The 23,411-nt window shown below is 53.5% G+C and carries 22 protein-coding genes; 10 read left to right on the top strand and 12 right to left on the bottom strand.

Annotated elements, in window-relative coordinates; genetic code table 11:
- Positions 1 to 4: 4 nt before the first annotated feature.
- The 5 genes from glgP to F6R98_RS06695 all read left to right on the top strand — a co-directional run bounded on the left by glgP (position 5) and on the right by F6R98_RS06695 (position 7,074).
- Positions 5 to 2,890 (top strand): glycogen/starch/alpha-glucan family phosphorylase, encoded by a 2,886-nt coding sequence (gene glgP / locus F6R98_RS06715; protein ID WP_153248331.1) that lies wholly within the window; start codon positions 5 to 7, stop codon positions 2,888 to 2,890.
- A 213-nt stretch (positions 2,891 to 3,103) separates the two neighbouring features.
- Complete coding sequence (locus F6R98_RS06710; protein ID WP_153248330.1) at positions 3,104 to 4,744, top strand: ASKHA domain-containing protein; 1,641 nt, start codon at positions 3,104 to 3,106, stop codon at positions 4,742 to 4,744.
- A complete protein-coding gene (locus F6R98_RS06705) occupies positions 4,741 to 5,436 on the top strand; it encodes a cobalamin B12-binding domain-containing protein (protein WP_228125134.1) in 696 nt (231 codons plus the stop codon). The genes F6R98_RS06710 and F6R98_RS06705 overlap by 4 nt, the downstream gene beginning before the upstream one ends.
- Complete coding sequence (locus F6R98_RS06700; RefSeq protein WP_153248329.1) at positions 5,426 to 6,472, top strand: uroporphyrinogen decarboxylase family protein; 1,047 nt, start codon at positions 5,426 to 5,428, stop codon at positions 6,470 to 6,472. The genes F6R98_RS06705 and F6R98_RS06700 overlap by 11 nt, the downstream gene beginning before the upstream one ends.
- The gene (locus F6R98_RS06695; protein ID WP_153248328.1) at positions 6,469 to 7,074 is read left to right on the top strand and encodes a DUF1638 domain-containing protein; all 606 of its coding nucleotides are present in this window, start codon (positions 6,469 to 6,471) and stop codon (positions 7,072 to 7,074) included. Before F6R98_RS06700 ends, F6R98_RS06695 begins: the two co-directional genes overlap by 4 nt.
- Positions 7,075 to 7,144: 70 nt before the next feature.
- On the opposite strand, the gene F6R98_RS06690 is transcribed toward F6R98_RS06695, so the two are convergent.
- The 3 genes from F6R98_RS06690 to F6R98_RS06680 all read right to left on the bottom strand — a co-directional run bounded on the left by F6R98_RS06690 (position 7,145) and on the right by F6R98_RS06680 (position 10,494).
- The gene (locus F6R98_RS06690; protein ID WP_153248327.1) at positions 7,145 to 7,552 is read right to left on the bottom strand and encodes a bacteriohemerythrin; all 408 of its coding nucleotides are present in this window, start codon (positions 7,550 to 7,552) and stop codon (positions 7,145 to 7,147) included.
- A 349-nt stretch (positions 7,553 to 7,901) separates the two neighbouring features.
- Positions 7,902 to 9,197 carry a S41 family peptidase gene (locus tag F6R98_RS06685; protein ID WP_153248326.1) on the bottom strand — a complete coding sequence of 432 codons (1,296 nt, stop codon included), beginning with the start codon at positions 9,195 to 9,197 and terminating at the stop codon, positions 7,902 to 7,904.
- A 208-nt stretch (positions 9,198 to 9,405) separates the two neighbouring features.
- Positions 9,406 to 10,494, bottom strand: coding sequence for a murein hydrolase activator EnvC family protein (locus F6R98_RS06680; protein WP_153248325.1), 1,089 nt, complete (start codon positions 10,492 to 10,494; stop codon positions 9,406 to 9,408).
- Between the two features lie 137 nt (positions 10,495 to 10,631).
- Between F6R98_RS06680 and F6R98_RS06675 the strand changes: the two genes are divergently transcribed.
- Genes F6R98_RS06675 through F6R98_RS06660 form a run of 4 tightly spaced genes read left to right on the top strand, consistent with a single transcriptional unit; the run spans position 10,632 to position 13,068 of the window.
- The gene (locus F6R98_RS06675; RefSeq protein WP_153248324.1) at positions 10,632 to 10,937 is read left to right on the top strand and encodes an ArsR/SmtB family transcription factor; all 306 of its coding nucleotides are present in this window, start codon (positions 10,632 to 10,634) and stop codon (positions 10,935 to 10,937) included.
- A 58-nt stretch (positions 10,938 to 10,995) separates the two neighbouring features.
- The gene (locus F6R98_RS06670) at positions 10,996 to 11,436 is read left to right on the top strand and encodes a rhodanese-like domain-containing protein (RefSeq protein WP_320412161.1); all 441 of its coding nucleotides are present in this window, start codon (positions 10,996 to 10,998) and stop codon (positions 11,434 to 11,436) included.
- Between the two features lie 42 nt (positions 11,437 to 11,478).
- Positions 11,479 to 11,958, top strand: a complete 480-nt coding sequence (gene secB, locus F6R98_RS06665) for a protein-export chaperone SecB (RefSeq protein WP_153248323.1) — start codon at positions 11,479 to 11,481, stop codon at positions 11,956 to 11,958.
- A 36-nt stretch (positions 11,959 to 11,994) separates the two neighbouring features.
- Positions 11,995 to 13,068 (top strand): NAD(P)H-dependent glycerol-3-phosphate dehydrogenase, encoded by a 1,074-nt coding sequence (locus F6R98_RS06660; RefSeq protein ID WP_153248322.1) that lies wholly within the window; start codon positions 11,995 to 11,997, stop codon positions 13,066 to 13,068.
- Between the two features lie 269 nt (positions 13,069 to 13,337).
- Here the strand turns inward: F6R98_RS06660 and F6R98_RS06655 are convergent, their stop codons facing one another.
- From F6R98_RS06655 to F6R98_RS06635, 6 genes are all read right to left on the bottom strand, one after another.
- The gene (locus F6R98_RS06655) at positions 13,338 to 13,802 is read right to left on the bottom strand and encodes a tRNA (cytidine(34)-2'-O)-methyltransferase (protein WP_153248321.1); all 465 of its coding nucleotides are present in this window, start codon (positions 13,800 to 13,802) and stop codon (positions 13,338 to 13,340) included.
- A gap of 23 nt (positions 13,803 to 13,825) precedes the next feature.
- Positions 13,826 to 16,423: a glycogen/starch/alpha-glucan phosphorylase gene (locus F6R98_RS06650; RefSeq protein WP_153248320.1), complete on the bottom strand. Its 2,598-nt coding sequence runs from the start codon at positions 16,421 to 16,423 to the stop codon at positions 13,826 to 13,828.
- Positions 16,424 to 16,796: 373 nt separating this feature from the next.
- Positions 16,797 to 18,218 carry a nitrogen regulation protein NR(I) gene (gene ntrC, locus F6R98_RS06645; protein WP_153248319.1) on the bottom strand — a complete coding sequence of 474 codons (1,422 nt, stop codon included), beginning with the start codon at positions 18,216 to 18,218 and terminating at the stop codon, positions 16,797 to 16,799.
- Entirely contained in the window at positions 18,211 to 19,281 is a 1,071-nt protein-coding gene (gene glnL, locus F6R98_RS06640) for a nitrogen regulation protein NR(II) (protein WP_153248318.1), read from the bottom strand. Before glnL ends, ntrC begins: the two co-directional genes overlap by 8 nt.
- Before the next feature lie 453 nt (positions 19,282 to 19,734).
- Positions 19,735 to 19,896, bottom strand: a complete 162-nt coding sequence (locus tag F6R98_RS22725; RefSeq protein WP_407079307.1) for an H-NS family nucleoid-associated regulatory protein — start codon at positions 19,894 to 19,896, stop codon at positions 19,735 to 19,737.
- Entirely contained in the window at positions 19,851 to 20,033 is a 183-nt protein-coding gene (locus F6R98_RS06635) for an H-NS family nucleoid-associated regulatory protein (protein WP_153248317.1), read from the bottom strand. Before F6R98_RS06635 ends, F6R98_RS22725 begins: the two co-directional genes overlap by 46 nt.
- A gap of 172 nt (positions 20,034 to 20,205) precedes the next feature.
- Between F6R98_RS06635 and F6R98_RS06630 the strand changes: the two genes are divergently transcribed.
- Positions 20,206 to 20,541, top strand: coding sequence for a transposase (locus F6R98_RS06630; protein ID WP_153248316.1), 336 nt, complete (start codon positions 20,206 to 20,208; stop codon positions 20,539 to 20,541).
- A 135-nt stretch (positions 20,542 to 20,676) separates the two neighbouring features.
- Here the strand turns inward: F6R98_RS06630 and F6R98_RS06625 are convergent, their stop codons facing one another.
- The 3 genes from F6R98_RS06625 to F6R98_RS06610 form a co-directional block, all read right to left on the bottom strand.
- A complete protein-coding gene (locus tag F6R98_RS06625) occupies positions 20,677 to 21,537 on the bottom strand; it encodes an alpha/beta hydrolase (protein ID WP_194270173.1) in 861 nt (286 codons plus the stop codon).
- Between the two features lie 219 nt (positions 21,538 to 21,756).
- Positions 21,757 to 21,993 (bottom strand): YheU family protein, encoded by a 237-nt coding sequence (locus tag F6R98_RS06620; RefSeq protein WP_228125133.1) that lies wholly within the window; start codon positions 21,991 to 21,993, stop codon positions 21,757 to 21,759.
- Positions 21,994 to 22,369: 376 nt separating this feature from the next.
- Positions 22,370 to 23,254, bottom strand: a complete 885-nt coding sequence (locus F6R98_RS06610) for a DUF6685 family protein (protein ID WP_153248314.1) — start codon at positions 23,252 to 23,254, stop codon at positions 22,370 to 22,372.
- Positions 23,255 to 23,411: the final 157 nt, after the last annotated feature.

Below are 23,411 nucleotides of genomic sequence, written 5' to 3'. Positions count from 1 at the left end.
CGATATGGCAAGCAAAGGCAACATTCTCGCCGTGGATGATACACCGGCATCTCTAAAGCTGCTGTCGGATTTGCTCAAGGATGAAGGTTATGAAGTGCGTTCCGCGATTAACGGGGAACTGGCCTTGAAATCCGCCGTCAGCAATCCGCCCGAGCTCGTACTGCTCGATATTCGCATGCCGGATATGAATGGCTTCGAGGTATGCGACAGACTCAAATCGCACCCTAAAACCCGTGACGTGCCGGTAATATTCATCAGCGCACTATCCGAAACAGAGGAAAAAGTGCAAGGCTTCGGATTGGGAGCAGTGGATTTTGTCACCAAGCCCTATCAACGCGAAGAACTGCTTGCCCGCGTTCGCACCCATCTGGAAGTAGACCGTCTCCGCAACCACCTGGAAGAGATGGTTGCGGAACGCGATGAAGCCAGCCGTACCGAATTGAACACGGGAAGTCTGAAGCGCGGAATAGTCGAACATCTGATTTATTCCATCGGACGCATGCCTGAAGTCGCGGACAAACACGATTATTACAAAGCGCTTTCCTACGCGATACGCGACAGGCTGCAGCATCGCTGGCTGAGTTCCATGCGCACCTATGTCAACCACAAGCCCGGCCTGAAAATGGTTTGCTACCTGTCTGCGGAGTTTTTGCTGGGACCGCACCTTGGCAACAACCTGCTCAACCTGGGGATAGAGCAGGCAGTGCGTGAAGCGATCGTATCTCTCGGCCTGGATTACGATGAGCTGGTGGCTCTGGATGCCGAGCCCGGACTTGGAAATGGCGGCTTGGGCAGGCTTGCCGCCTGCTACCTGGAGTCGCTGGCCACGCTGGAGCGGCCTGCCATCGGCTATGGCATCCGCTATGAGTTCGGTATTTTCGAACAGCTCATCAAGGACGGCTGGCAGGTCGAAATCACCGATAAATGGTTGCGTCATGGAAATCCCTGGGAAATCGCCAAACCTGAAGTTTCCTTTATCGTCGGCTTCGGCGGCCATACCGAAAACTACCCCGGAGACGGAAAGGAACCGCTGCGTAAACGCTGGGTGCCGCATCGCGTGGTGAGGGGAATTGCCTATGACACGCCTATACTCGGTTACCGGGTAAATACCTGCAACACGTTGCGACTGTGGGGCGCCGAGGCGATAGACTCATTCGATTTTCAGGCTTTTAACCATGGAGACTATTATCGGGCGGTGAACGATAAAATTACCTCCGAAACCATCACCAAGGTGCTTTATCCGAACGATGAGGCGGATGTCGGCAAGCGGCTGCGCCTGGAGCAACAATACTTCCTGGTTTCCTGCTCGCTGCAGGATCGCCTGAGCCTGCTCGATTTGGGACATATCATGGTGCGGGATTTCCCCGCGTACTTCATTTTCCAGCTTAACGACACGCACCCTTCGCTGGCCGTGCCTGAAATGATGCGGCTGCTGGTCGATGAGCGCCAGCTTTCCTGGAACGAGGCCTGGGATATCACGCAACGCTGTTTCGGCTACACCAACCATACATTGCTGCCGGAAGCGCTGGAAACCTGGTCGGTGCCTTTGCTGGCCGAACTGTTGCCGAGGCACCTGGAAATCATTTATGAAATCAATGCGCGCTTTCTGGAACAGGTTCGGCAACGTTTTCCCGGTGATGAAAACATAATCTCGCGCATGTCCCTGATCGATCCGTATGGCGATAAGCATGTACGTATGGCCCATCTGGCGGCTGTGGGCAGTCACGCCATTAACGGCGTAGCGGCGCTGCATACCGAATTGCTGAAAACCAGCGTTTTGAAAGACTTCTACGAGATATGGCCGGAGCGCTTCAGCAATAAGACCAACGGCGTCACGCCGCGCCGTTTCCTGCAGCTATCCAATCCGAAGCTCGGTGGCCTGATTACACGCACCATCGGCGATGGCTGGACTACCAGCCTGGTTGAACTCGGAAAACTCGAAGCCTATGCGGAAGATGTGGCGTTTTGCAAGGACTGGCGCGCCGTCAAGCAGGAGAACAAGGAGCGTCTGGCCTACTACGTCTGGAAAAATACCCATATCGAACTCGATCCCGGATGGCTGTTCGATGTCCATGTCAAACGCATCCATGAGTATAAGCGTCAGCATCTCAACATCCTGCATATCATTTCACTGTATTGCCGTCTGAAGAAAAATCCGCAGCTCATTATCCCGCAGCGTGCATTCATTTTCGGCGGGAAAGCGGCGCCCGGTTATTTCATGGCCAAACGCATGATCAAACTTATCAACTCGGTTGCGGAACAGGTGAATAACGATCCCATTGCCCGGCGATTCCTGCGCGTAGCTTTCATCCCTGATTTCAACGTAAAAAACTCCCAGTTAATCTACCCGGCTGCCGATGTATCCGAGCAAATTTCCACTGCAGGCAAGGAAGCCTCCGGCACCGGCAACATGAAGTTCATGATGAACGGCGCGATCACCATCGGGACGCTGGACGGCGCCAACGTCGAGATACGGGAAGAAGCGGGACCTGAAAATTTCTTTCTGTTCGGTCTGACGGTACACGAAGTGGAAAAAGTGAAGCGCGAGGGCTATCGTCCGGCATCTTTTGTCGAGAGCAACCCGCAGTTGGCCGAGATTTTACAGTTGATCGCGTCCGGACACTTCAGCAATGGCGATAAGGAAATCTTCCGCTCCGTGTATGAAAATTTGCTCAATTCCGACCCTTTCCTGGTGCTGGCCGATTATGCCGATTATATGGCCTGCCAGGACAGAGTCGGCGCCGCGTGGAACGATGCCGATCATTGGACGCGCATGTCCATACTCAATACCGCCCGATCCGGCAAGTTCTCTTCCGACCGGGCTATCCGCGAATATTGCGATGAGATCTGGCAGGTGCCGCAAGCGCCGGTTGATCTGGCCAACTATTAATATCGCAAGAGTGGCGCGCGTTTTTTATCTTAAATCGTAGCGGTAAAGATTTAATGCGCCAAATTGGGCGCGTAGCCAATCTTCCGGCCTGGTCAGCTGCGCAGCGCCCCAGGAACAAAAAACACCCCGCCAAGGGCCATACTGCTTTTCAGCCCTACCCCGCAACTTTTATTGCATTGCGCGGATTTCCAGCACGCGGCGAAAAGATTTACAATGAACATCAATATGCGAAACGCCCAGACTGACGATACTGCGTTACCGGTCATCGCGGTGCAGATGGCCGATGGCGAACATCGCATTCCATTTTGCGCCGGCCCGACACTGCGGGATATACTGATTTCCGCCGGCATACCCTTGCCGTCGGCATGCGACGGCAAGGCCCTCTGCGGACTGTGCCGGGTCATATTGACGGAAAGCGCCGCTATCCCGTTCACCACTGGCGAACTCTTGTGTCTTTCCTATCCGCATCGCGGCGAAGGTTTGCGACTGGCCTGCCAGATCAGGCCGGACGCAGGACTTCACGTGATTCTGGCGCCCCCCGTTGCACAGACACAATGGCGAGCCCTGCGTGAAGACGAATACACCCCGACCGCTTATCCACCCGTGCAGCAAAGCAGCGATAGCGATGCGCCCTACGGCGTCGCGATCGATCTGGGTACGACGCATATACGTCTTAGCCTGTGGAGTCTTGCAGAAGGTAAACGCATAGCCGGACGTGTCGGCCTGAATCCACAAATTGGTTACGGAACGGACGTATTGGCGCGCTTGACCGCAGCCTCCCATTCATTATCTCAGGCACAGGCAATCGGCGCTCTGGCGCAACAGGCTATCGGCGCAGCATTGGCGGAAATGGCGTCCGTTGCGGCCATCCGGCTCAATGCTATCGGCAAGCTTGCGATAGTAGGGAATACCGCCATGCTGAGCCTGCTGGCCGGAAAAAATTACGATTTGCTATTACAGACTGAATACTGGACGCGAAGGATAGATTGTCAGCCCGATGATGTTGATTTTTTGCGCGCAGTCTGGCAAGTATCAGGGCCGGCCGTCATCCGCTTTGTGCCGCCCCTGGGCGGCTTCATCGGTTCCGATTTGCTGGCGGGAGTAATCGCCACACATCTCATCGCGCAGCCGGCTTATTCGTTGCTGATCGATTTCGGCACCAACTCCGAGATAGCATTATGGGACGGGCGCTTGCTCCATGTGACATCAACAGCCGGCGGACCTGCGTTCGAAGGTTGCGGTATCAGCTGCGGCATGCCGGGCGAAACCGGCGCAATTTACCGCGTCTGGCAGGATGACAATGGAACCCTGGCTATGAGTGTGCTGGGCGATGTCCAGCCTGCGGGGGTGTGCGGTTCAGGGTTGGTGGACATCATAGCCTGGCTGCGTCGTACCGGTAAATTGGACAAGGTCGGACGTTTCCGGGACGGTATCGATGAAGGTTATGTACTGAGCGATATTGACGAGCCGATAATGCTGAGAAAGCGGGATATCGATGCGTTTCAGCGCGCCAAGGCGGCGATAGCCGCCGGCATCCGCTGGCTTTGCGAGCTGTCGGGCATCAGGCCTTCGGAGTTGGAACGCGTGACCGTTTGCGGCGCGTTCGGACGTTTGCTGGATGTGGGCAATGCGCGGGAAATAGGGCTGATACCCGGCATAGCCGCAGACAAAGTGATGCTCGAAGGCAATATCGTCCTGGCGGGTTGCGAGGCGCTGCTTGTGTCCGACGCAGCGGAGGAGTTGTTGCAAACTGTGCAATCGCTTGCCAGGATACACAATCTGGCGGAAGATGCGGCTTTCGAACATTTGTTCGTGGAAAACCTTTATCTTCAACCCATGCGGGACGCATCATGACTCGGGAGTTGATTGAGATGCTGGACGAGGTAATCAAGGCCTACAATGAGGCCGTGTTCGATACGGATCGTGTTCGCGCGCTGCAGGTAGTAACGGAGGCGGTTGCGCAAGGCGTGAGCCCGGAGGAGATTGTCTTCAAGGTCGTCATTCCCGGTATGGATCTGATGGTCAAGGCCATCAGTGAAGGGTTCGACACCAACCTGGCCCAGCACTTCATGACTTCCCAAATTGCGGCGGATGTTACCGAAAAAATGCTGCTTCTGTTCAAAACACCGCCCGAACCCATTGGTTGTGTAGTTATAGGCACGGCGTCGGGCGATCTGCATACTTTGGGCAAGCGCATAGTTATCGGCTGTCTGAAGGCGCAGATGATATCGGTGATCGATCTGGGCGTGAATGTGCCGGCAGAAAAGTTTGTCGATGAGGCCATAGCCCGCAATGCGCAGGTAATCGGTGTATCCGCTATGATGGTGCATACCGCCCGGGGAGAAAACGGCGCGCTCAAAGTACGCAGACTGCTAAGGGAGCGCGGACTGGAACCTAAAATCAAATTGGTGGTGGGCGGTGCCCCTTTTCGCTACGATACGAACTTATACAAGTTCGTAGAGGCCGATGGCTGGGCCGAAAACGGCGTATCGGCCTCCAGGATCATTATGGATTGCATCGAAGAGGTTAAGCGCAATGACAACTAGCATGGAGAGACTGCTAGCGGCGGTCAACGGCAAAATCATCGATCATATCCCGGTATTCTGCAACCTGCTTGACCAGGGCGCGCGCGAATTGGGCTTGTCGATTGAGGAATACTTTTCCAGCGGCGAAAACGTAGCGGAAGCGCAGCTCAAAATGCTGGAAAAATTCGGCCACGACAACGTCTGGAGTCTGTTTTACGTGGGCAAGGAGGCTGAACTGCTCGGATGCGAAAAAATCCGCTACGCACAGGACGGTCCGCCCAATGTGGAAGACTTTATCATCAAGTCTTATGACGACATAGCCAGACTGCAGGTGCCGGATGACATCAGCGTGCTTCCGGCTTTCGCCGAAACCGCCAGATGCCTGAATATCCTGAAGCGCGAAGTGGGCGGAAAAGTACCCATCTGCGCCTATCTCACCGCATCAATGTCGCTCCCCGCCATTCTGATGAGCATGGAAAAGTGGATGGAACTGCTGATGATAGGCGATAAGGACGTACGCGATCTGCTGCTGGAAAAATGCTCGGATTTTTTCCGCAAGGAAATCGAGGCCTATCGTCAGGCCGGAGCCGACGTTCTGGTGTATGCAGATCCTTACGGTTCGACCGATATCATTTCGATGCGGCTGTTTCAGGATTTGTCGCTCAAATGGATGCGGCGCGACCTCGAACCGGGCGGAGTTGACGGCGTGGTCTATTACGTCGGCGGCGCACGCCTTAACAGCGTGGCTGACCAGGTGATACGCGAGGTAGGAATACAAACCTATTACCCCGGCCCGCTCGAAGACATCGGCGAATCCATGCGCATCATCAATGGGCGCGGGTTGTGCGCCGGGGTGATTAACGATATCAGACTGATCGACTGGTCTCCGGACGAGATTCGCGCCGAAGTGAAGCGTATCGTGCAGGGCGGCTTACGGACGGGACACAAGTTCTTTTTTGGCACGGTAGTGATGCCATATGGCATTCCAGAGAAAAACATTATGGCGATGATCGCGGCGGCAAAAGAATTTGGCCGTGCGGATTATGTGGCGCCATGAATAACAAAAACAGCGTGTTGCTCGGTTGCGGTATCCTGCAGCGAGAAATTCGATTTCTGATTGAAAAAAACGACTGGCTGGTGGATACGGATTTTCTCGATTCTTCCCTGCATGTCAATTTCGAGCGCCTGGAGTATGCGCTGCAACGAGGTTTCGAACGCAACAAGGGGCGCGACATCGCCGTATTTTACGGTTGTTGTCATCCGCGCATGGAAAATCTGCTGGAAGCCGCACACGCTTTTCGCACCGAAGGGCAAAACTGCGTGGAAATGTTGCTGGGCAGAGCAATGTTTATGGATGAATTGTCCAAAGGCGCATTTTTCCTGATGGAAGACTGGGCTTTGCGCTGGGACGAGGTAATAGGCGAGACCTTCGGCGGCAAGCCCGATGTGGTGCGCGAAATATTTCAGATCAGCAGCAAGTACTTATTATGTTTACGCACGCCCTGCTCCGGAGATTTCACTACGCAGGCGCAGGAAATCGGAGGAAAGCTGGGAATGCCCGTCCATTGGGCTGATGTTGGCCTGGACAACCTGGAAGCCGTATTGCATCGGGCTGTAAATCGGGTGGAAAGCAACGCGCCGAACACCGCGGGTCAGTGAGCGATTGCCCGCGCTCGCCCCGACGACGAAGGGGCGAGAGCGGGCCAAGCAATGCGCTAAAACACGCCTATCAGTTAATGCCTTTGCTATTCAAATGCGGTCCATACTTCATATCAACAGCAGGGATATGATTCACCAGCCAGTCTTTTACAAACGTAGTGGTGTCGTGAGTAATTTGCAACTCGCCACGGTTGAACTTTGCAGCCACATCGCCGCAGGTTCCCAGCAGCTTGGTATGCTCGGCCTTATGCGCAGTGAAATCAGGATAAGAAGTTGATTGCATCAAGCGCTCTTCCTCGGCAAAATGATCGACTACAAATTTGAGCAGGACATCCAGCTTGGCGCCTATGACGGAACGATCGCCTGCGCCTACGGCCGCATCCAGATCGTTCAACATGCCAAAAAGAACCTTATGCTGGTCGTCAGCTACGGTAACATTGGTGCCAAACTGCTCTTTCGTCCAAGTAATCAGTGACATAGCTTGCTCTCCTCATTATTGTGTGAGTGGTCTGCATAAAGGCATGCAGGCGAACAGTATGCCGTTAGCTGACTAAAAGGAAGTTGAGCTGGATCAAGAAAACATCTTAAGGAACACTCGCCACATCTCCTGCAAGCCATAGGCATCTACACAACTCCACAGGCGATTGTTTTTGCAACCCTCTCGTTCCCCAACAAGCCCCGCGCATCCGGACCGTGTTGCACACAGTCCGGCTACGGGCCGCGCAAGGCATGCCTTGCAATAATCCGTCTACGCCATTGGGGGAAAGGACTTTTGTAAATCCCTATCCCTGCAAGGAGACGGGTTCAAAAATGAATCCCCTCAGGAATCAGTGCTGGCGCACGATATTAATTCCTTTCAGCAGGTTAAGCGCCTCATTCAGCGGATAATCCTGTACCGCCAATGCATCCTCGGTTTTGTCGTCGGCTTTTACTCCGTCTTTTTTGACCGCTTTTTCATTGCCAAGGTGATTGTGCAAATCTGCCTCTTTCAGCGGACCAAATTCGGATTGCTGCGCCATTTCCAGCTTGACCTTGGAAATAGGAACATCCGGCGTAATCCCTTCAGCCTGAATCGAGCGTCCCGATGGCGTGTAATAACGCGCTGTGGTCAACTTGACCGCGCCGCCGTTACTGGTAGGCAATACCGTCTGCACCGAGCCCTTGCCGAAGGTTTTCTCGCCCATGATGATGGCGCGTTTATGATCCTGCAACGCTCCTGCCACAATTTCTGAAGCCGAAGCCGAACCGGCGTTGGTCAACACCACGATCGGCGCGCCATTGAGTATATCGCCCGGAGTGGCGTTGAACTTCATCTTGGCGTCTTCGATGCGCCCATCGGTATAGACGATCAGTCCGTCGTTCAAAAATGCGTCACTGACCGATACGGCGGCATTTAATACCCCGCCCGGGTTGTTGCGCAGATCGAGCACCAACCCGCTCATTGGCCCGTCCTTTTTCAAGTCTTCAACCGCGTCTTCTACGTTTTCTCCGGTTTTAGCCTGGAAACTGCTGATGCGCACATAGCCGTAGCCTTTTTCCAGCATTCGGCTTTTGACGCTTTTAACCTTGATAATGTCGCGTATTATGTCGATTTTAAGCGGTTGCTCCAGCCCTTCGCGCACCACGGTTAAAACAATTTTTGAGCCCGGCTCGCCGCGCATGAGTTTAACCGCGTCGTTCAGACTCAAGCCCTTCACCGGCTTGTCATCCAGACGAATGATCAGGTCGCCCGCCTTGATGCCCGCCTTTTGCGCCGGTGTGTCGTCTATCGGCGAAATGACCTTCACAAAACCGTTCTCCATGCCGACTTCAATGCCCAGACCGCCAAACTGCCCGGTGGTACCGACCTTTAATTCGTTGTATTGCTCCTGATCCAGGTAAGTGGAATGCGGATCCAGCCCCTCCAGCATGCCTCGAATCGCATTTTCCAGCAGTTTACTGTCGGGAACGGCTTCGACATAATCCTGGCGTATTCTTCCATACACCTCGGAAAAGGTTTTCAAGCCTTCAAAAGGTAAATTACTGTCGGCGGGATCGTCGGCAAAAGTTAACCCTGCGCAGGTAACCGCAACGCCAAGCGCCATTCCCAATCCAATCAAACGCACACTCTTTGTGTTCGGCATCAACATAATTCTCGTCAATAAACTCATCGAAAGAAAACTCTTAAAGGATATGGTAAAAAATAACCTCCGGAATCAGCCATCAACTCCGTTCGCCCTGAGCCTGTCGAAGGGCATTGCCCTGAATCTATCGAAGGGCCGTTCATGGTTCGACAAGCTCACCACGAACCGGGAAGTTATTCTCGACCATATCCTAACCATATTATTCAGCTTAATTCTGCGCGCACCATTGCAACGGGTCAACCGGACGGCCGTTTTGACGCAAGCCGAAATACAGACCGGGGCTTTCATTTCCACCGCTGTTTCCAACCAGCGCCAGTACGTCGCCCTTGCGCACCTGCTCGCCCACTTTTTTGTAGAGCGTCTGATTAAACGCGTACAAACTCATGTAGCGGTTGCCGTGATCTACGATAATCAGCAAGCCGTAACCGCGCAACCAGTCGGAATAAACCACCTGCCCATTGGAAACCGCGCGCACCGGGCTGCCTTCCGGCGCGCCAATCAATACGCCATCCCAGCGCCCGCCGTCGCGCTGTGCGCCATAGTTTGCCAATATGCGGCCATTTACAGGCCAGCCCGCGCCCGGCGCTGCTTCCGCGGTCTCGCCGGGTTTTATGTCGCCCAGCACGGATTGCAGACGCTTACCGCTGGTCGCCAGTTCCTCGGCCCGAGCCCTGTTTGCCGGGTCCTTGTGCAGGCGCGCAACGATTTCCTGCCGTGCTATTTTAATCTGTTGCAACTGTTCGATCTGAGCATGGAGCTGGAAGCGCGTTTCCTCTAATCTGCCGGTATCCGCTACAATCGCCGTTTCCAGCGCATCGGCTTTGACCAGCATATCCTTAAGCTTTTGCACTTCACGCATACGCGCCTGTGTCAATGCGGCATAATACCCCAACATGCGTCCGTACACGGAGAAGTCCTGCTGCCCCAACAACAATTTAAGCTGTTCGTGTTTTCCCAAACGATAGGCGGCGCGCGCCTGAACCATCAATTCGCGGTCGTGCTCCAGCACTTTGCCGCCCAAACGCGTTTTTTTTTGCCTGAGCATACGCAAGGTTTCAGTCTGCATATCCAGTTTGGTCTTCAGCTCGGCCGATAAACGCGCTGCGTCGCCGTAGCGGCGCTCGATATCTCTCAATTGAGCCACCGAAGGACTTTCGTCGGATTCAGCGCCTCGAAGCAAGGATCGCAACTCACTGATTTTGGACTTTACCCGGTCGAGCAGACCGCCCTCGCCTGCAAATGCGGCAGGCGCATGCATAAGCGCGATCAGAATAGTTGCCCTTAAAATCAGTAGCATTTATTTCCGTCAGTTATAGCGTTCAAGTATAATGCTTTTTTAACTGCAGCGGTAATCTTGCAGAGCCCCGCTTCCGAAGCCTGACTCATCGCAACCTACTCTGTTATACTATAATACCTGATCTGCCCGACGTGAACATGCCCAGCATACCCATCATTACCAATGATGCCGATGTAGAGGAAGCGGCCCTATGCTTGAAAAGCATGTCGCACCCGCTCAGGCTGAAAATTCTATGCACCTTGGGTAAAGACGAGCTCAGTGTTCTGGACATCGTCGATAAGGTGGGTACATCGCAAAGCAATATTTCCCAGCACCTGGGAGTGTTGCGTGGACGAGGCATACTCTCCACGCGCAAGGACGCCAACAAGGTTTTTTATTTTATCAAGGACCCCGGAACCCTCAGGCTAATACAACTACTCAAAGAGCTGTTTTGCAAGAATTAGACCAGGAAAAGCCGCCGGTCCCGGAAAGCATCCGAATACCCACAAACAAAAATAAACCATGAATATAGAAAGAATACTGGAATTTGCCGGCAATCACTGGATGCTCGCAGGCGGCCTGCTTATAGTCACCCTGCTGTTGGTACAGGATATTTTCGACAGCCTTACCCGCCGCTACCGGACTACGACGCCTAACGGCGCCGTAGCGCTGCTGAATAGCGACGATGCCATTATTATTGATGTCAGGGAAACTGCCGAGTTTGCCAAGGGACACATCGAAAACGCTCTGCATATACCACTGTCGTCTTTGGACGGAAAACTCTTCGAGTTGGAACCTCATAAACAGACTCCGGTTATCATTACCTGCCAGCAGGGCACCCGCTCCGCCAGTGCCTGCAAAAAACTGCATAAGGCAGGATTTACACAGGTTTACGACATGAAAGGCGGTATGCTCGCATGGGAGGACGCCAAACTTCCGATCAACAGGAAACGTAAAAAATAACCCGGCTATACAGCCGCCACAACCCAAGGACACCGACAAATTATGGCCGATGAAGAAAAAAATTTTGCATTGCAGAAACTGTATATCAAGGACATTTCTTTCGAGACACCCAATTCTCCTGCCATTTTCACCCATGCATGGGAGCCGGAAGTAGAGGTCAGTCTTGCCAGCAACGCCCAGATATTACAGGAGAACCTGTTCGAAGTCGCGTTAACCATCACGGTTACCGTCAAAATAGCGGAAGCTACCGCCTACCTTGCCGAAATCACCCAGGCCGGCGTATTTACGCTTTCCGGATTCGACCAGCAGGAATTGTCGCAGATGGTCGGCAGCTATTGCCCCAACATTCTATTCCCCTATGGACGCGAGGTCGTATCGGATCTCGTTACCAAAGGAGGCTTTCCGCCGATGCTGTTGGCGCCGGTTAATTTTGATGCGCTTTACATGCAGCACATGCAAAAGCTTCAGGAAGAAGGGCAGGCAGGGAATACGGCGGCCTTTCACAACAAAACGCTTAACTGATGAAGGGGCAGCCTGCCCGGATCAACGGCATATATCATGCACAATAGACCATATATAGAGGTTGCAGGCGAGGCTGACAGAATCTGCCGCTCGGATCCGGATAACAACAGCATTACGGTACTCGGGGCGGGTTCGTGGGGAACCGCGCTCGCGCTTTTGCTGGCGCGCAACGGCCTGAAGGTTACGCTGTGGGGACACCAGCAAACGCACATGGATCAACTGCATAAAGACCGCAGCAACGAACGTTACCTGCCGCAATCGGCGTTTCCCGACAACCTGACCGTTACATCCGATCTCGCTGTAGCGGCTTCCTGCAACCACACCATACTGATAGTCGTTCCCAGCCGTTCTTTCCGTGAAACCCTGCAAGCCATTGCCCCACTGATCGGCGATATTACCCGTGTTGCCTGGGCGACCAAAGGCATCGAGCTGTCGAGCGGAAAACTTCTGCACATCGTCGCCAGGGAAGAATTGGGAAAGGGCAGAGATTTTGCCTTTATCTCCGGCCCTACATTCGCCAGAGAAGTTGCAAACGATCAACCCACCGCAGCGACGGTAGCCTCGGAAAATGAAAGCTTTGCCATGGAACTCGCTTCGATGCTGCATGGGCCGGCCTTTCGCGCTTACACCACCACCGATATGATAGGCGCGCAACTCGGCGGCGCAATCAAAAATGTGCTGGCCATCGCTGTAGGCATGGCCGAGGGGCTGGGATTCGGAGCCAATGCCCGTTCCGCACTGATTACGCGCGGACTGGCGGAAATGATGCCGTTGGGATTGGCCCTGGGCGCGAGACCGGAAACGCTGATGGGACTGGCCGGCGTTGGCGATCTTATTCTTACCTGCACCGACAACCAGTCAAGAAACCGGCGTTTCGGCTTGGGCGTCGGCAAGGGACTGCCTTTTGACGACGTGATTCGAAGCATCGGTCAGGAAATCGAAGGCATAGACGCCAGCGCCGGCATTTACCGGCTTGCGCAACAGCATGGCGTGGAAATGCCAATCACCGAACAGGTTTACAAGGTGTTGCACGAAGGCCTTACCCCCAGAGAGGCGGCGCATAACTTATTGATGAGAGAGCAGAAACCTGAGAACAAATTGAGAGGCTGACCGCTGGACCGACCGTCATGCTGTCGGGATAATGAAACCCGTTCGCCCCGAGTTTACCGAAAAGCGAACAGAAAAAGCATATATATCCAATTTAAAGCTGTCTACGCTGTACCTGCACCTCAACCCTGACAAAACCCCAAAACTATTCAGGCGCCGTAGTCCGCGCACCTACAAAGTTTCAGCCGAGGATTTTGTGCGAGGTCGATCCAAGAGCGGATGGACGAGTCAGGAAAGCGCTGATTCATTCCACCAGCCGAATCGTCCGCTGCTTAAACCCCGCCTGCAAACCCATTCTGTCTCCAGGCTTCGTAAAGCACTACTGCAACCGTATTGGAAAGATTCAGGCTACGGCTTTCAGCAACCATTGGAACCCGTAATCGCGAGGACTCAGGCATAGCCTCCAATACCCTGCCGGGCAAGCCTCTCGATTCCGGACCGAATAAAAACGCCGCTCCCGATACAAACGACGCGTCGGAATAACATCTTGCAGCCTTGGTGGTCAATGCAAACAACTGGACAGCTTCCAGCGTCTGCAGACAGGCATCCAGACCGGCATGCACCCGGACTCTCGCCCACTCTCTATAATCCAGCCCTGCCCGCCTTAACTTCTTGTCATCAAGCTCGAAGGCGAGCGGCTGAATCAGATGAAGTCCGGCCCCCATATTGGCGGCGAGCCGGATGATATTTCCGGTATTCGGAGGTATCTCCGGCTCGTACAGAATTATGTCGAACACAAAAAACTACGACGGTGTAAAAATCAGATTTCCTGATCTCCAACCGGTTTCACCGGCGTCAATTTCCAGATGTCCCGGTTGTATTCGGCAATCGTGCGATCGGAAGAGAATTTCCCGCTGGCGGCGCAATTGAGTATGCTCATCTGCGTCCAGCGATCTACATCCAGAAATGCTTCCGCCGCATGGCGTTGCGCCTGAACGTAAGCGGGAAAATCGGCCGCAGTCATCCACGGATCCTTCGGACTCTTGATCACATTAATAATGTCATCGAAAATCCCCGGCTCGAACTGGTTGAAATAACTGGACTCCAGCAAATGCATGACGCGTGAAAAATCGTCATCGTCGGCAATGATATGCCTGGGATCGTAATGCGGCCTCAGTTTTTCAACCTGCTGCGCAGTCAATCCAAATAAAAAGAAATTATCACCTCCCACTTCCTCGAGTATCTCAATATTGGCGCCGTCCAGCGTTCCCATGGTTAACGCGCCGTTCATCATGAACTTCATATTACCGGTACCCGACGCTTCCTTGCCCGCAGTCGATATCTGCTCGGAAAGATCGGCGGCGGCGGCGATTACCTCCATGGCGGACACACGGTAATTCGGCAAAAACACGACGCTCAACAAACCCGCTGTCGCCGGATCGTGGTTCACAATATGCGCAACATTATTAATGAGCTTGATAATTTTTTTGGCCATGGCGTAGCCGGGCGCCGCCTTGCCGCCAAACAGCACCAACCGCGGCGTCCAGTTCGCAATCTCGCCGTGCTTGATGCGATCGTATAAGTGGATCACATGCAAAACATTCAGGAGTTGGCGTTTATACTCATGTATGCGTTTGACCTGAACATCGAACATGGCGTCCACCCCGACAGTCAGATGCAAACCCAAGCTGCCGCTATCCTCCCATTCTCCCGAGCTGCTGCGTGCCGAAGCACCGCTCGCTGCATCCACCGTCTCGAAACTGGCATGGATAGTCTCCAGCAACCGTTGTTTGTTGACGCGTTTAACCGTGCGCCAACGCTCGCGGAACGCCGCGTCGTCGACCAGCGGAGCCAGTTTCTTCAACTCCGTCAGATCGTGCGTCCAGCCATCGCCGATGTTGGCCGTTATCAATTCCGCCAGCTTGGGGTTGCATCCACCCAGCCAGCGCCGCGGCGTTATTCCATTGGTTTTATTATTGAACTTGTCAGGCCACAACTCATAAAAATCCTTGAACAATCCCTGTTTAAGCAGGTTGGAATGCAACTCGGCCACGCCATTGACGGAATAACTGCCAACGATAGCCAGATAGGCCATGCGCACCTTTTGATCACCATCTTCCTCTATCAGAGACATGCGCGCCAGACGTTCGCTGTCGCCCGGCCAATTCTGCGCAACCTCGGCCAGGAACCGCGCATTGATTTCAAAAATTATTTCCATAAGGCGCGGCAACAGATAACGCATCAAACCGACCGACCATTTTTCCAGCGCTTCGGGGAGCAAGGTATGATTGGTGTAAGCCATGGTTGATGTCGTGATTTTCCAGGCGGCATCCCAGGACAACAGGTGTTCATCCATCAGGATGCGCATCAGCTCAGCTACTGCGATACTGGGGTGGGTATCATTCAACTGAAAACAGTTTTGTTCTGCAAAATGAGTAAAATCCTCACCATGCCCATGGCGAATCACCCACTTACGCACGACATCCTGCAAACTGGCCGACGCCAGCACGTATTGCTGGCGCAAACGCAATTCCTTACCGCATTCGCTGGCGTCGTTCGGATACAGCACCATGGAGATATTTTCAGCGCTGTTTTTGCCGGCAACGGAACCGGCATAATCACCGGCGTTAAATTCGTTCAAATCAAATTCGTCGGTCGCGACCGTTTTCCACAAGCGCAAGGTATTAACCGTATCGTTGCGGTATCCGGGTACCGGAATATCATAGGGGACAACCAGGACATCCTGCGTTTCCACCCAGCGCAACCGCCGGTGATGCGCGTGATCGGCATAGGTTTCCGTGTGTCCGTAGAAATGGACACGGACCGTTAACTCAGGCCGTTCCAGTTCCCAGACGTTACCGGCGCGCAACCAGTGATCGGGTTCTTCAGCCTGGTATCCGTTATCGATACGCTGACGAAACATGCCGTATTCGTAACGCAGGCCGTAGCCGATTACCGGCAACTGCAGCGTCGCGCAGCTATCGATAAAACAGGCGGCCAGCCGCCCCAGACCGCCATTACCCAACCCGGCGTCATGCTCGACTTCGGCGAGCTCTTCGAGATCGAGTCCGAACTTATGCAAGGCCTTGTGTATCGGCTCTTCCAAACCCAGGTTCAGCATGGCGTTGCCCAGGGTGCGCCCCATTAAAAATTCCATGGACAGATAAAATGTTTGACGCGGACTCTCGCCGCGATAAGCGTAATGCGTTTTTTTCCAGCCCTCCATCAGGCGGTCCCTGACTGCAAGCGCCAGCGCATTATAGGTATAATGAGCTGACTTGCAGTACTTGTCGCGGCCCAGCGTATAGTTGAAATAACGGTGTATGTCCGCCGCCATATTTTTGGCGTCTTTGCCCAACGGGCGTATGTCGGTAAAATTGGCTTTCGGTTGGCTCTTGATCAATGTTCTAATGGGCATTTTGCTTTCCTGATAAATGCGTACAGATTAGTTACTTGAAATACTCAACAAACAAACTTGCAACTATTCAGCAACCGTGTTGACTTGGACAACGCGTCGTTCCGGCAGGGATTGCCGGGGAACCCGGACCACCCCATGGCCGGCATCAGAGTTAACGCCCTTGTCGACAGAATACCGGCACTCTCCCGCCAGCATGACTGATTTTTCTCCATGCAGGGCCAATTGAGTTGAATAGTTACCAAATATTTACACCCGCATGTTCCATCCGGCTAAACCGGACCGCGCAGCAGTTTGGGTTTATTTATTTATAGCATATCATTGTCACATTAGTGTGAACGCCAACCAGGTCATAAACATGACGGCCGGCTGACGGTCATACATCCAGTTTCAATTCGCTGATTTTTCGCGTCAGCGTATTCCTGCCGTAGCCCAGCAGCTTTGCCGCCTCCTGTCTGCGCCCGCGCGTAAACTGTAGCGCGGTAGTAATCAGTATACCCTCCGAAACGTCTATGGCGTCCTTGGCGACATTGTGTCCGCCCCGGCTCAGACTGTCGTATACCCAGCGCTTGAAAGCTGCTTCCCAGCCGCCCTCCGCCAATGCAACGGTTTCATGCTGCCGGATCTGCAGCAATTCGGGTGGAAGGTCGTCGAGATGCACCTCGCGCCCCGCCGCCATCACCGTAATCCAGCGGCAGGTGTTCTCGAGCTGTCTGACGTTACCAGGCCAATCGAGCCGGCACAGGTATTCTTCGACGTCGGGCAATAGTACCTTTGCGTCCACGCCCAGCTCCCGGCTGGCTTCCAGCAGGAAGTGCCTGAGCAGCAACGGGATATCCTGGCGCCGTTCGCGCATCGGCGGAATATGCACGCGTATCACGTTCAGGCGGTGAAACAAATCCTCGCGGAAACGTCCCTGTGCAACCAGGGTTTCGAGGTTTTGATGCGTGGCGGCGATGATGCGCACGTCGACGCGCGTCGGCGTATGCGCGCCCACCGAAAAGAATTCGCCGTCCGCCAGCACGCGCAATAAACGCGTTTGCAGCTCGGCGGGCATGTCGCCGATTTCATCCAGAAACAGCGTGCCGCCGTCGGCCTGCTCGAAACGCCCGGCGCGCCGCGATTGCGCGCCGGTGAATGCGCCGCGCTCATGCCCGAACAGCTCAGACTCCAGCAGGTCGCGCGGTATCGCGGCCATATTCAGCGCGATAAACGCCTTGTTGGCGCGCGGACTGTGCCGGTGCAGAGCCCTTGCCACCAACTCCTTGCCGGTGCCGGACTCGCCGTTGATCAACACCGTGATATGCGAACGCGCCAGACGCGCGATAGCGCGGAATACTTCCTGCATCGCCGGCGCCTCGCCGATAATTTCCGGGGTTTTGGCTGGGGCCAGATCCGAAATCTCGCTGCGCTCCTGACGCTGCCGCCGGCCCTGGCTGCAGGCGCGGCGGATCAGATCGACCGCGTCGTCCAGATCGAATGGTTTGGGCAGATATTCAAAAGCACCGCCATGGAAGGCGGAAACAGCGCTCTCGAGATCGGAGTGCGCCGTCATGATGATAACCGGGATGGCGGGATAAGAGGCTTTAAGCCGTTCCAACAGCGCCAGACCATCTATGCCGGGCATGCGTATATCGGTCAAAATGGCATCGGGGGTGGAAGTTTCCAGGGCGTCAAGCAACTGACCCGCACTCGAAAAACAGCGCGGCAGTATGCCCGCTTTCTGTAACGCCCGCTCCAGCACCCAGCGTATGGAACGGTCATCATCCACAACCCAGACTTGGCCTGAATTACTCATGTTGCGTCTCCACAGGAAGAAAAACGGAAAAGATAGTGTGCCCTGGATTACTTGCACACTCGATCAGCCCCCCATGCTGACTGATCAGCGTCTGCGCTATGGATAATCCCAGCCCGGTACCCTCGGCGCGTCCGGTTACCATCGGATAGAAAATCTGGTTCAGCAGCTCCGGCTTGACACCGGGGCCGTTATCGATCACGTCGATTTTCGCCGCCAAAGGGTGGCGTTTGTTATTCAACGTAACCTGACGGCATACGCGCGTACGGATAATAATTTCTCCATGACTCATGACCGCCTGGGCCGCGTTACGCACAACGTTAAGTATCGCCTGAATAAGTTGATCGCTATCGCCATACACCAAAGGAATACTGGGGTCGTAATCCCGAATCAATTTCACGGTGGACGCCACCTCGACCTGAACCAGTTGCCTTACGCGCTCCAGTACCTTATGTATGTTCAGCAAGCTCTTCAAGGCGGGCTTGTTGGACGCCAGCATGCGATCGACCAGGGACTGCAAGCGATCGGATTCATCGATAATAATGCGCGTATACTCTCGCAACTCCGCATCAATCAATTCGCCGTCCAGCAACTGCGCGGCACCGCGTAAACCGCCAAGCGGGTTTTTTATTTCATGCGCCAGCCCACGCAACAGCATTTTCGAGGCGTTCTGCTGCGCGACAAGCTGCTCTTCCATTGAAATACGCAGATGCCGGTCCACCTGCTGCAATTGCACCAAAAGGGACGGTGCAGTATCGTCCAATACCGGCGTCATACTGGCATTTACCGTGACCGAATGCACCGGCAGGGACAGCAGAATATTGCGGCGCGTCAATGTAACGCCGCTTTCCATCGCTCGCAGCAGGTCGCTCTCTATTCCCTGATTGCTAAACAAAAATACCTGCTGCGCCTTGAGTCCGAGAATCTGTCTGGCGCTGACGGCAAACAGCACTTCGCCAGGCGTATTGATATACACAAGCGACAGCGAGGCATCAAACAACAAAACGGCATCCGTCAGGTTGTCCAGTATGCGTCGCAGGAAAAAAACACGATGTTGATGGCTCATACCCGGCAGTGATGCAATAAGCAGACCACACTATAAATCAGACATGTATTAAGCGATTGGCATATTTGCCATCAAATGCGCCACAATTATACGCACCAATAAAGTGCAGCCAGTTATGGCAACGCAGGCACTGAAACCACGGCATTTGAAGTCATTGCAATCATGGTTGGCTGAGACCTCGTTCCCAGGTAAAACCGCAGAACGGTGCCATGTTCCGCACCATCCCCCTCGGAGCATGATAATCCCTGTTTGAATAGCCCTATGCAAAAAGGCCGGAACCCCCGAACAGGATTCAGGCCTTTTCAAGCTCTAGCGCAGGGAGTGCGCTACAGGCCGTAGTACATGGCTCCAGCATTAATGCGTCCTGTAGAGCACAAAAATAAAAACGGGGGGCTAAACAGGGAGCCGGCTGTCAACGCACAGAATTGGTGCATATTATTTTCATATTGTTGACTAAATTTTGAACTCCTCTTTGCTACGGCCAAGCTGCAAGTAATGCTGTAACCACTTTGGCGGTCGCCCGGCACCGCCCCTGGTAGCGTCGGTTCCTGGACCGCAGAACTGCGCCGCTAAAAAACGGACGAGGACTTGCGATCTTCCGCACGAAAACCCAATTGAGCGGCAGTAATGCCGTATTTCTGTATTGTCTCTTTGAGAACGGCAATTATTTCGGCCAACACCTTTGCTTTCATTGCCTCAGCTTGTGCGGTGAGTACGGCGATTTGTTTCTGCAGTTCTCTATAGGTGGACATATGCTCTACTATTTAACCGGAACGATTTTAGAGGGCCATCATCAACCGTTAAAAACATGGATTTTATACTTATACTTCATGTGGTTAAATCTATCCAACCAGCAGATAGCCAAAGAACCGGATTTGAATAAAGACGATGTTCAGTCAATGACCAGCCGGTTACGGGGAAGGGTTGATTAAAAAAACGCCGGTAACGTTATCAGGTGAAGTGGAGTGCGATGAGGTCTATATCGCGGCAGGCCACAAAGGCCATCCCGATGCGGTACTCAGGGCGGGCCGGTCAGGCCGGCGTCGCCCGTTGCAAGGCGCTCGCGGACGCGGCACATTGGCGAGTGAAAAGCCGCCGGTTTTCGTAATGATTCAACGCAGTGGCGAAGTCGTAATACGGATGATGGAAAATGTTCGGCAAACCTCAATTCAGCCCATCATCCAGGCGACCATTGCGCCAGACACACAGGTTTACACCGATGAATACGCGATTTACAACCGGCTTCCGCAGTGGGGTTAGAACACAAAACGGAAAACGCCGCCGAACTCGAACGCAGCCCTTCGCGTCAATAAAAAAACCATGCGAAAATTGCCAGGGTTTTATTGTTAGCCGCTCACCAATTATTCACCGGCCGGACAGCCCCGATTATCCAGTTTAATGCATCGTGGAATTTAGAGGCTGACGCCGCTCGATCCAAGCCAGAATATCTGCCAAGGGAATATCCGCATGAAGATCGCGCAACAGCATATGATAGCCTTGCGGATAAATCCGCACTTGCGTGCCTGGCGGCATTTTTTCCAGCATCATCGTCATCGGCTCTTTTGGAATCAGCTGATCTTTCTCGCCATATAAAACCATGGCAGGAAATTTTATATCGCCCGCCCTATCCAGCGCGGCATCCATTAAATCAGTGAGCCCGCTGATCGTATCGATACGGGTGGCTTTGATCACCTTGGGGTCGCGGCTGAATTTTCTCAGCATATCGATATTGTCGGACGGCATGATGCGCAAACCTTCACCTGTCAAACGAAGCTCGGGCATGACGGCTGTCGCAACGGATAATAAACGGCTTTGGTACCAGGGCATGGTTTTTCTTCCCCAGACTGCCGGAGCCACCAGGATAACGCCATCGGCATCGGGCGGATTCCAGCTCGTCATCGATGCGATGACCACCGCTCCTCCCATGCTTTCTCCGAGCACATAAAGCGGAACATCGGGGTGATGTTTACGAACCTCCCTGCTAAAGTCCGTCAGATCGTCGCCATAGGCATCAGCGCCGGCCCACAACCCCCAACCGGGCGCGAAACCGAAGCCGCGTTGGTCGTAAGCGTAACAGGCGATACCTCGTTGACTGAGGTAACGGCCTGCGCTATCAAAAAAATTGCTGTAATCGTTAAAGCCGTGAACCGCCACTATCACTGCTTTAATTTGCCCGTTTTCCGGCAACCAGCGGCGAACCGGCAGCACAGCTTGATCTTTGGCGGAAAAATGAGAAGATTTCAGGCTTGCAGGCATGACCGCTGCATCCGTCCGATGAAACGCAGGAGTACACGCCACGCATGCAGCCATCGACAAAAGCAGAAGACCACCGCCCGTTAAAAGTTTTTTTAAATCGCTCCAGACACGCATAATCCCGCCGGTTCAGGTTTTTGCAGGGTTTTGATTGGCATGCGCCGCTTAAAAGCTTCATGTCGCCATCAACGTCCGGCAAACATGCATGCTGAGCCAGAACTTTCAGTTTTCCGTCAAAAAAGGCGGTAGTTGTTTTCGGGAAACAATAGTAATGCTTTCTTCATCCTCGTTAAAGATAATGACCAGCCCCCCCTGATCGAGCTGCATTTTTACATGAGCGACCTTGATCGCCAGCGGGGTCTCAAACTCGCCGTAATCAATACCGTCGCGCGTCACGAATTCCTCGATTACGCCTTGCAGCGCATCATTGCTGAGCTGTTGATGTGGTATCAGCATCATGCTGGTGTTTTGAGGTTTAATACAGCGTGAGGAAATAAAAAACCCGCAAGCCTTACCTTCTTGCGGGTTATCGGCGAGGGTCGGAATCGAATTAATATATAAGCACATTGAGTTTACTATATTTTATTTTTTTATATTATATTCATACCGTAAAATATACCGTATTTATAACGGGGCTTATTGCTTTTTAGTGCGGATAACAAACACCAATAAGGCTTGCACAACTCGGTGTGCCGGTGAACGTGCTGACCCCGAAAGCCCTGCCAGAGAAATACCGGGCGACTGTTCTTGCCGAGGCGGTGCCAGTATGAGCCGACAATGTTACCGATCAGGTGCTCGGCGGTTAACGATGTGACCACACGCATTTAGAGCATCGTCAGCAGGTTGGGGATGAAAATAGTTTTGTCCATGGAGTCGTCGATTCAGTCAAGTACCGCTGTTGAGCAGTCAGCGCCTCCCTCAAATCATTGCCTAAATCATGGTGACCCTGACTCAATAGTTCTGCCATCACGCACTCGGCTATTTGCGAACCCCGAGGAAATGCCAAAAGCGTGCCTTCGGCCAGTACAGATGGGAACTCCATGTTTGAACCAGAACCTACCAGGCTCTTCACAGTCCATAGCATCTGTCTGGCCAAATCATTGGGGAGCAATACCAGATAAAATCCATCGAGCAGCCATTGCACAGACAAATGGTTGAGCTGGTAGAGGTAGAGTTTCGAGGAGAGGGGAATGCGCGCGCCAATACGTTTGGCGACATGCACGGCACCCGCGAGATGGTGAGATCCGCCACTGTTGTCAATGAACAAACGGCCATCCCAAGCTCGCACGCTAAACGTGTCGGAGCCACGTCCGTGCAGTAGCCGGATTTCGCCATGTGAACAAAGCTCTTTTAAGCTCGCATCATCCAGTCTGAGCGGGGGCTTTCCTTTTCTAGCATATCGATTCTGCTCATCAATATAGTAGGCACCAAAGACATCCACACTTTCGTGCGGCATGTCTGCCGATTTACTTGAGGAGATTCCCTCTATATCGCTTGCATCGCATTCAAAGTGAGGCACCATCGTCACTTGCACTAGCGATCCATAAGGACTATGGAAAGCCTCCTTAGCGCCCCAGGCTGCGACCGGAAAGCGGCTCCGCAAAGTAAAGTTGCCGCGATCAAGACCGTCCAGAATGTCCCATCGACGGCGTGAGTCCTCAAAAATCTTTGATTTCGGAGTGTTGAGGCGCACATTTTTTTCCGCCTCCTTGAGTCCCAATAGCTCGCACCAAGCTTCACACCGCTTCCGTACAAGCGCTGGCGGCCGCTTCCAAAACCTTCGCCAGCACGACCAAGTATGGAGTTCGAGCACAGAAATTGGAAATTCAGAGAGCAACATCGCACGCATAGATTACAAGCACCTGGCAGTCATAAAT

The organism is Candidatus Methylospira mobilis (genome assembly GCF_009498235.1).
GTDB classification, from domain to species: Bacteria; Pseudomonadota; Gammaproteobacteria; order Methylococcales; family Methylococcaceae; genus Methylospira; species Methylospira mobilis.
Note: the sequence above shows the minus strand (reverse complement) of the source record. Positions and strands in the feature narration are given on the sequence as shown.

Excerpts from the sequence above, each read along its gene's own strand:
- glgP (WP_153248331.1), top strand. The coding sequence starts at position 5 with ATGGCAAGCAAAGGCAACATTCTCGCCGTGGATGATACACCGGCATCT.
- F6R98_RS06710 (WP_153248330.1), top strand. The coding sequence starts at position 3,104 with ATGAACATCAATATGCGAAACGCCCAGACTGACGATACTGCGTTACCG.
- F6R98_RS06705 (WP_228125134.1), top strand. The coding sequence starts at position 4,741 with ATGACTCGGGAGTTGATTGAGATGCTGGACGAGGTAATCAAGGCCTAC.
- F6R98_RS06700 (WP_153248329.1), top strand. The coding sequence starts at position 5,426 with ATGACAACTAGCATGGAGAGACTGCTAGCGGCGGTCAACGGCAAAATC.
- F6R98_RS06695 (WP_153248328.1), top strand. The coding sequence starts at position 6,469 with ATGAATAACAAAAACAGCGTGTTGCTCGGTTGCGGTATCCTGCAGCGA.
- F6R98_RS06690 (WP_153248327.1), bottom strand. The coding sequence starts at position 7,552 with ATGTCACTGATTACTTGGACGAAAGAGCAGTTTGGCACCAATGTTACC.
- F6R98_RS06685 (WP_153248326.1), bottom strand. The coding sequence starts at position 9,197 with ATGCCGAACACAAAGAGTGTGCGTTTGATTGGATTGGGAATGGCGCTT.
- F6R98_RS06680 (WP_153248325.1), bottom strand. The coding sequence starts at position 10,494 with ATGCTACTGATTTTAAGGGCAACTATTCTGATCGCGCTTATGCATGCG.
- F6R98_RS06675 (WP_153248324.1), top strand. The coding sequence starts at position 10,632 with ATGCCCAGCATACCCATCATTACCAATGATGCCGATGTAGAGGAAGCG.
- F6R98_RS06670 (WP_320412161.1), top strand. The coding sequence starts at position 10,996 with ATGAATATAGAAAGAATACTGGAATTTGCCGGCAATCACTGGATGCTC.
- secB (WP_153248323.1), top strand. The coding sequence starts at position 11,479 with ATGGCCGATGAAGAAAAAAATTTTGCATTGCAGAAACTGTATATCAAG.
- F6R98_RS06660 (WP_153248322.1), top strand. The coding sequence starts at position 11,995 with ATGCACAATAGACCATATATAGAGGTTGCAGGCGAGGCTGACAGAATC.
- F6R98_RS06650 (WP_153248320.1), bottom strand. The coding sequence starts at position 16,423 with ATGCCCATTAGAACATTGATCAAGAGCCAACCGAAAGCCAATTTTACC.
- ntrC (WP_153248319.1), bottom strand. The coding sequence starts at position 18,218 with ATGAGTAATTCAGGCCAAGTCTGGGTTGTGGATGATGACCGTTCCATA.
- glnL (WP_153248318.1), bottom strand. The coding sequence starts at position 19,281 with ATGAGCCATCAACATCGTGTTTTTTTCCTGCGACGCATACTGGACAAC.
- F6R98_RS06635 (WP_153248317.1), bottom strand. The coding sequence starts at position 20,033 with ATGTCCACCTATAGAGAACTGCAGAAACAAATCGCCGTACTCACCGCA.
- F6R98_RS06625 (WP_194270173.1), bottom strand. The coding sequence starts at position 21,537 with ATGCCTGCAAGCCTGAAATCTTCTCATTTTTCCGCCAAAGATCAAGCT.
- F6R98_RS06620 (WP_228125133.1), bottom strand. The coding sequence starts at position 21,993 with ATGATGCTGATACCACATCAACAGCTCAGCAATGATGCGCTGCAAGGC.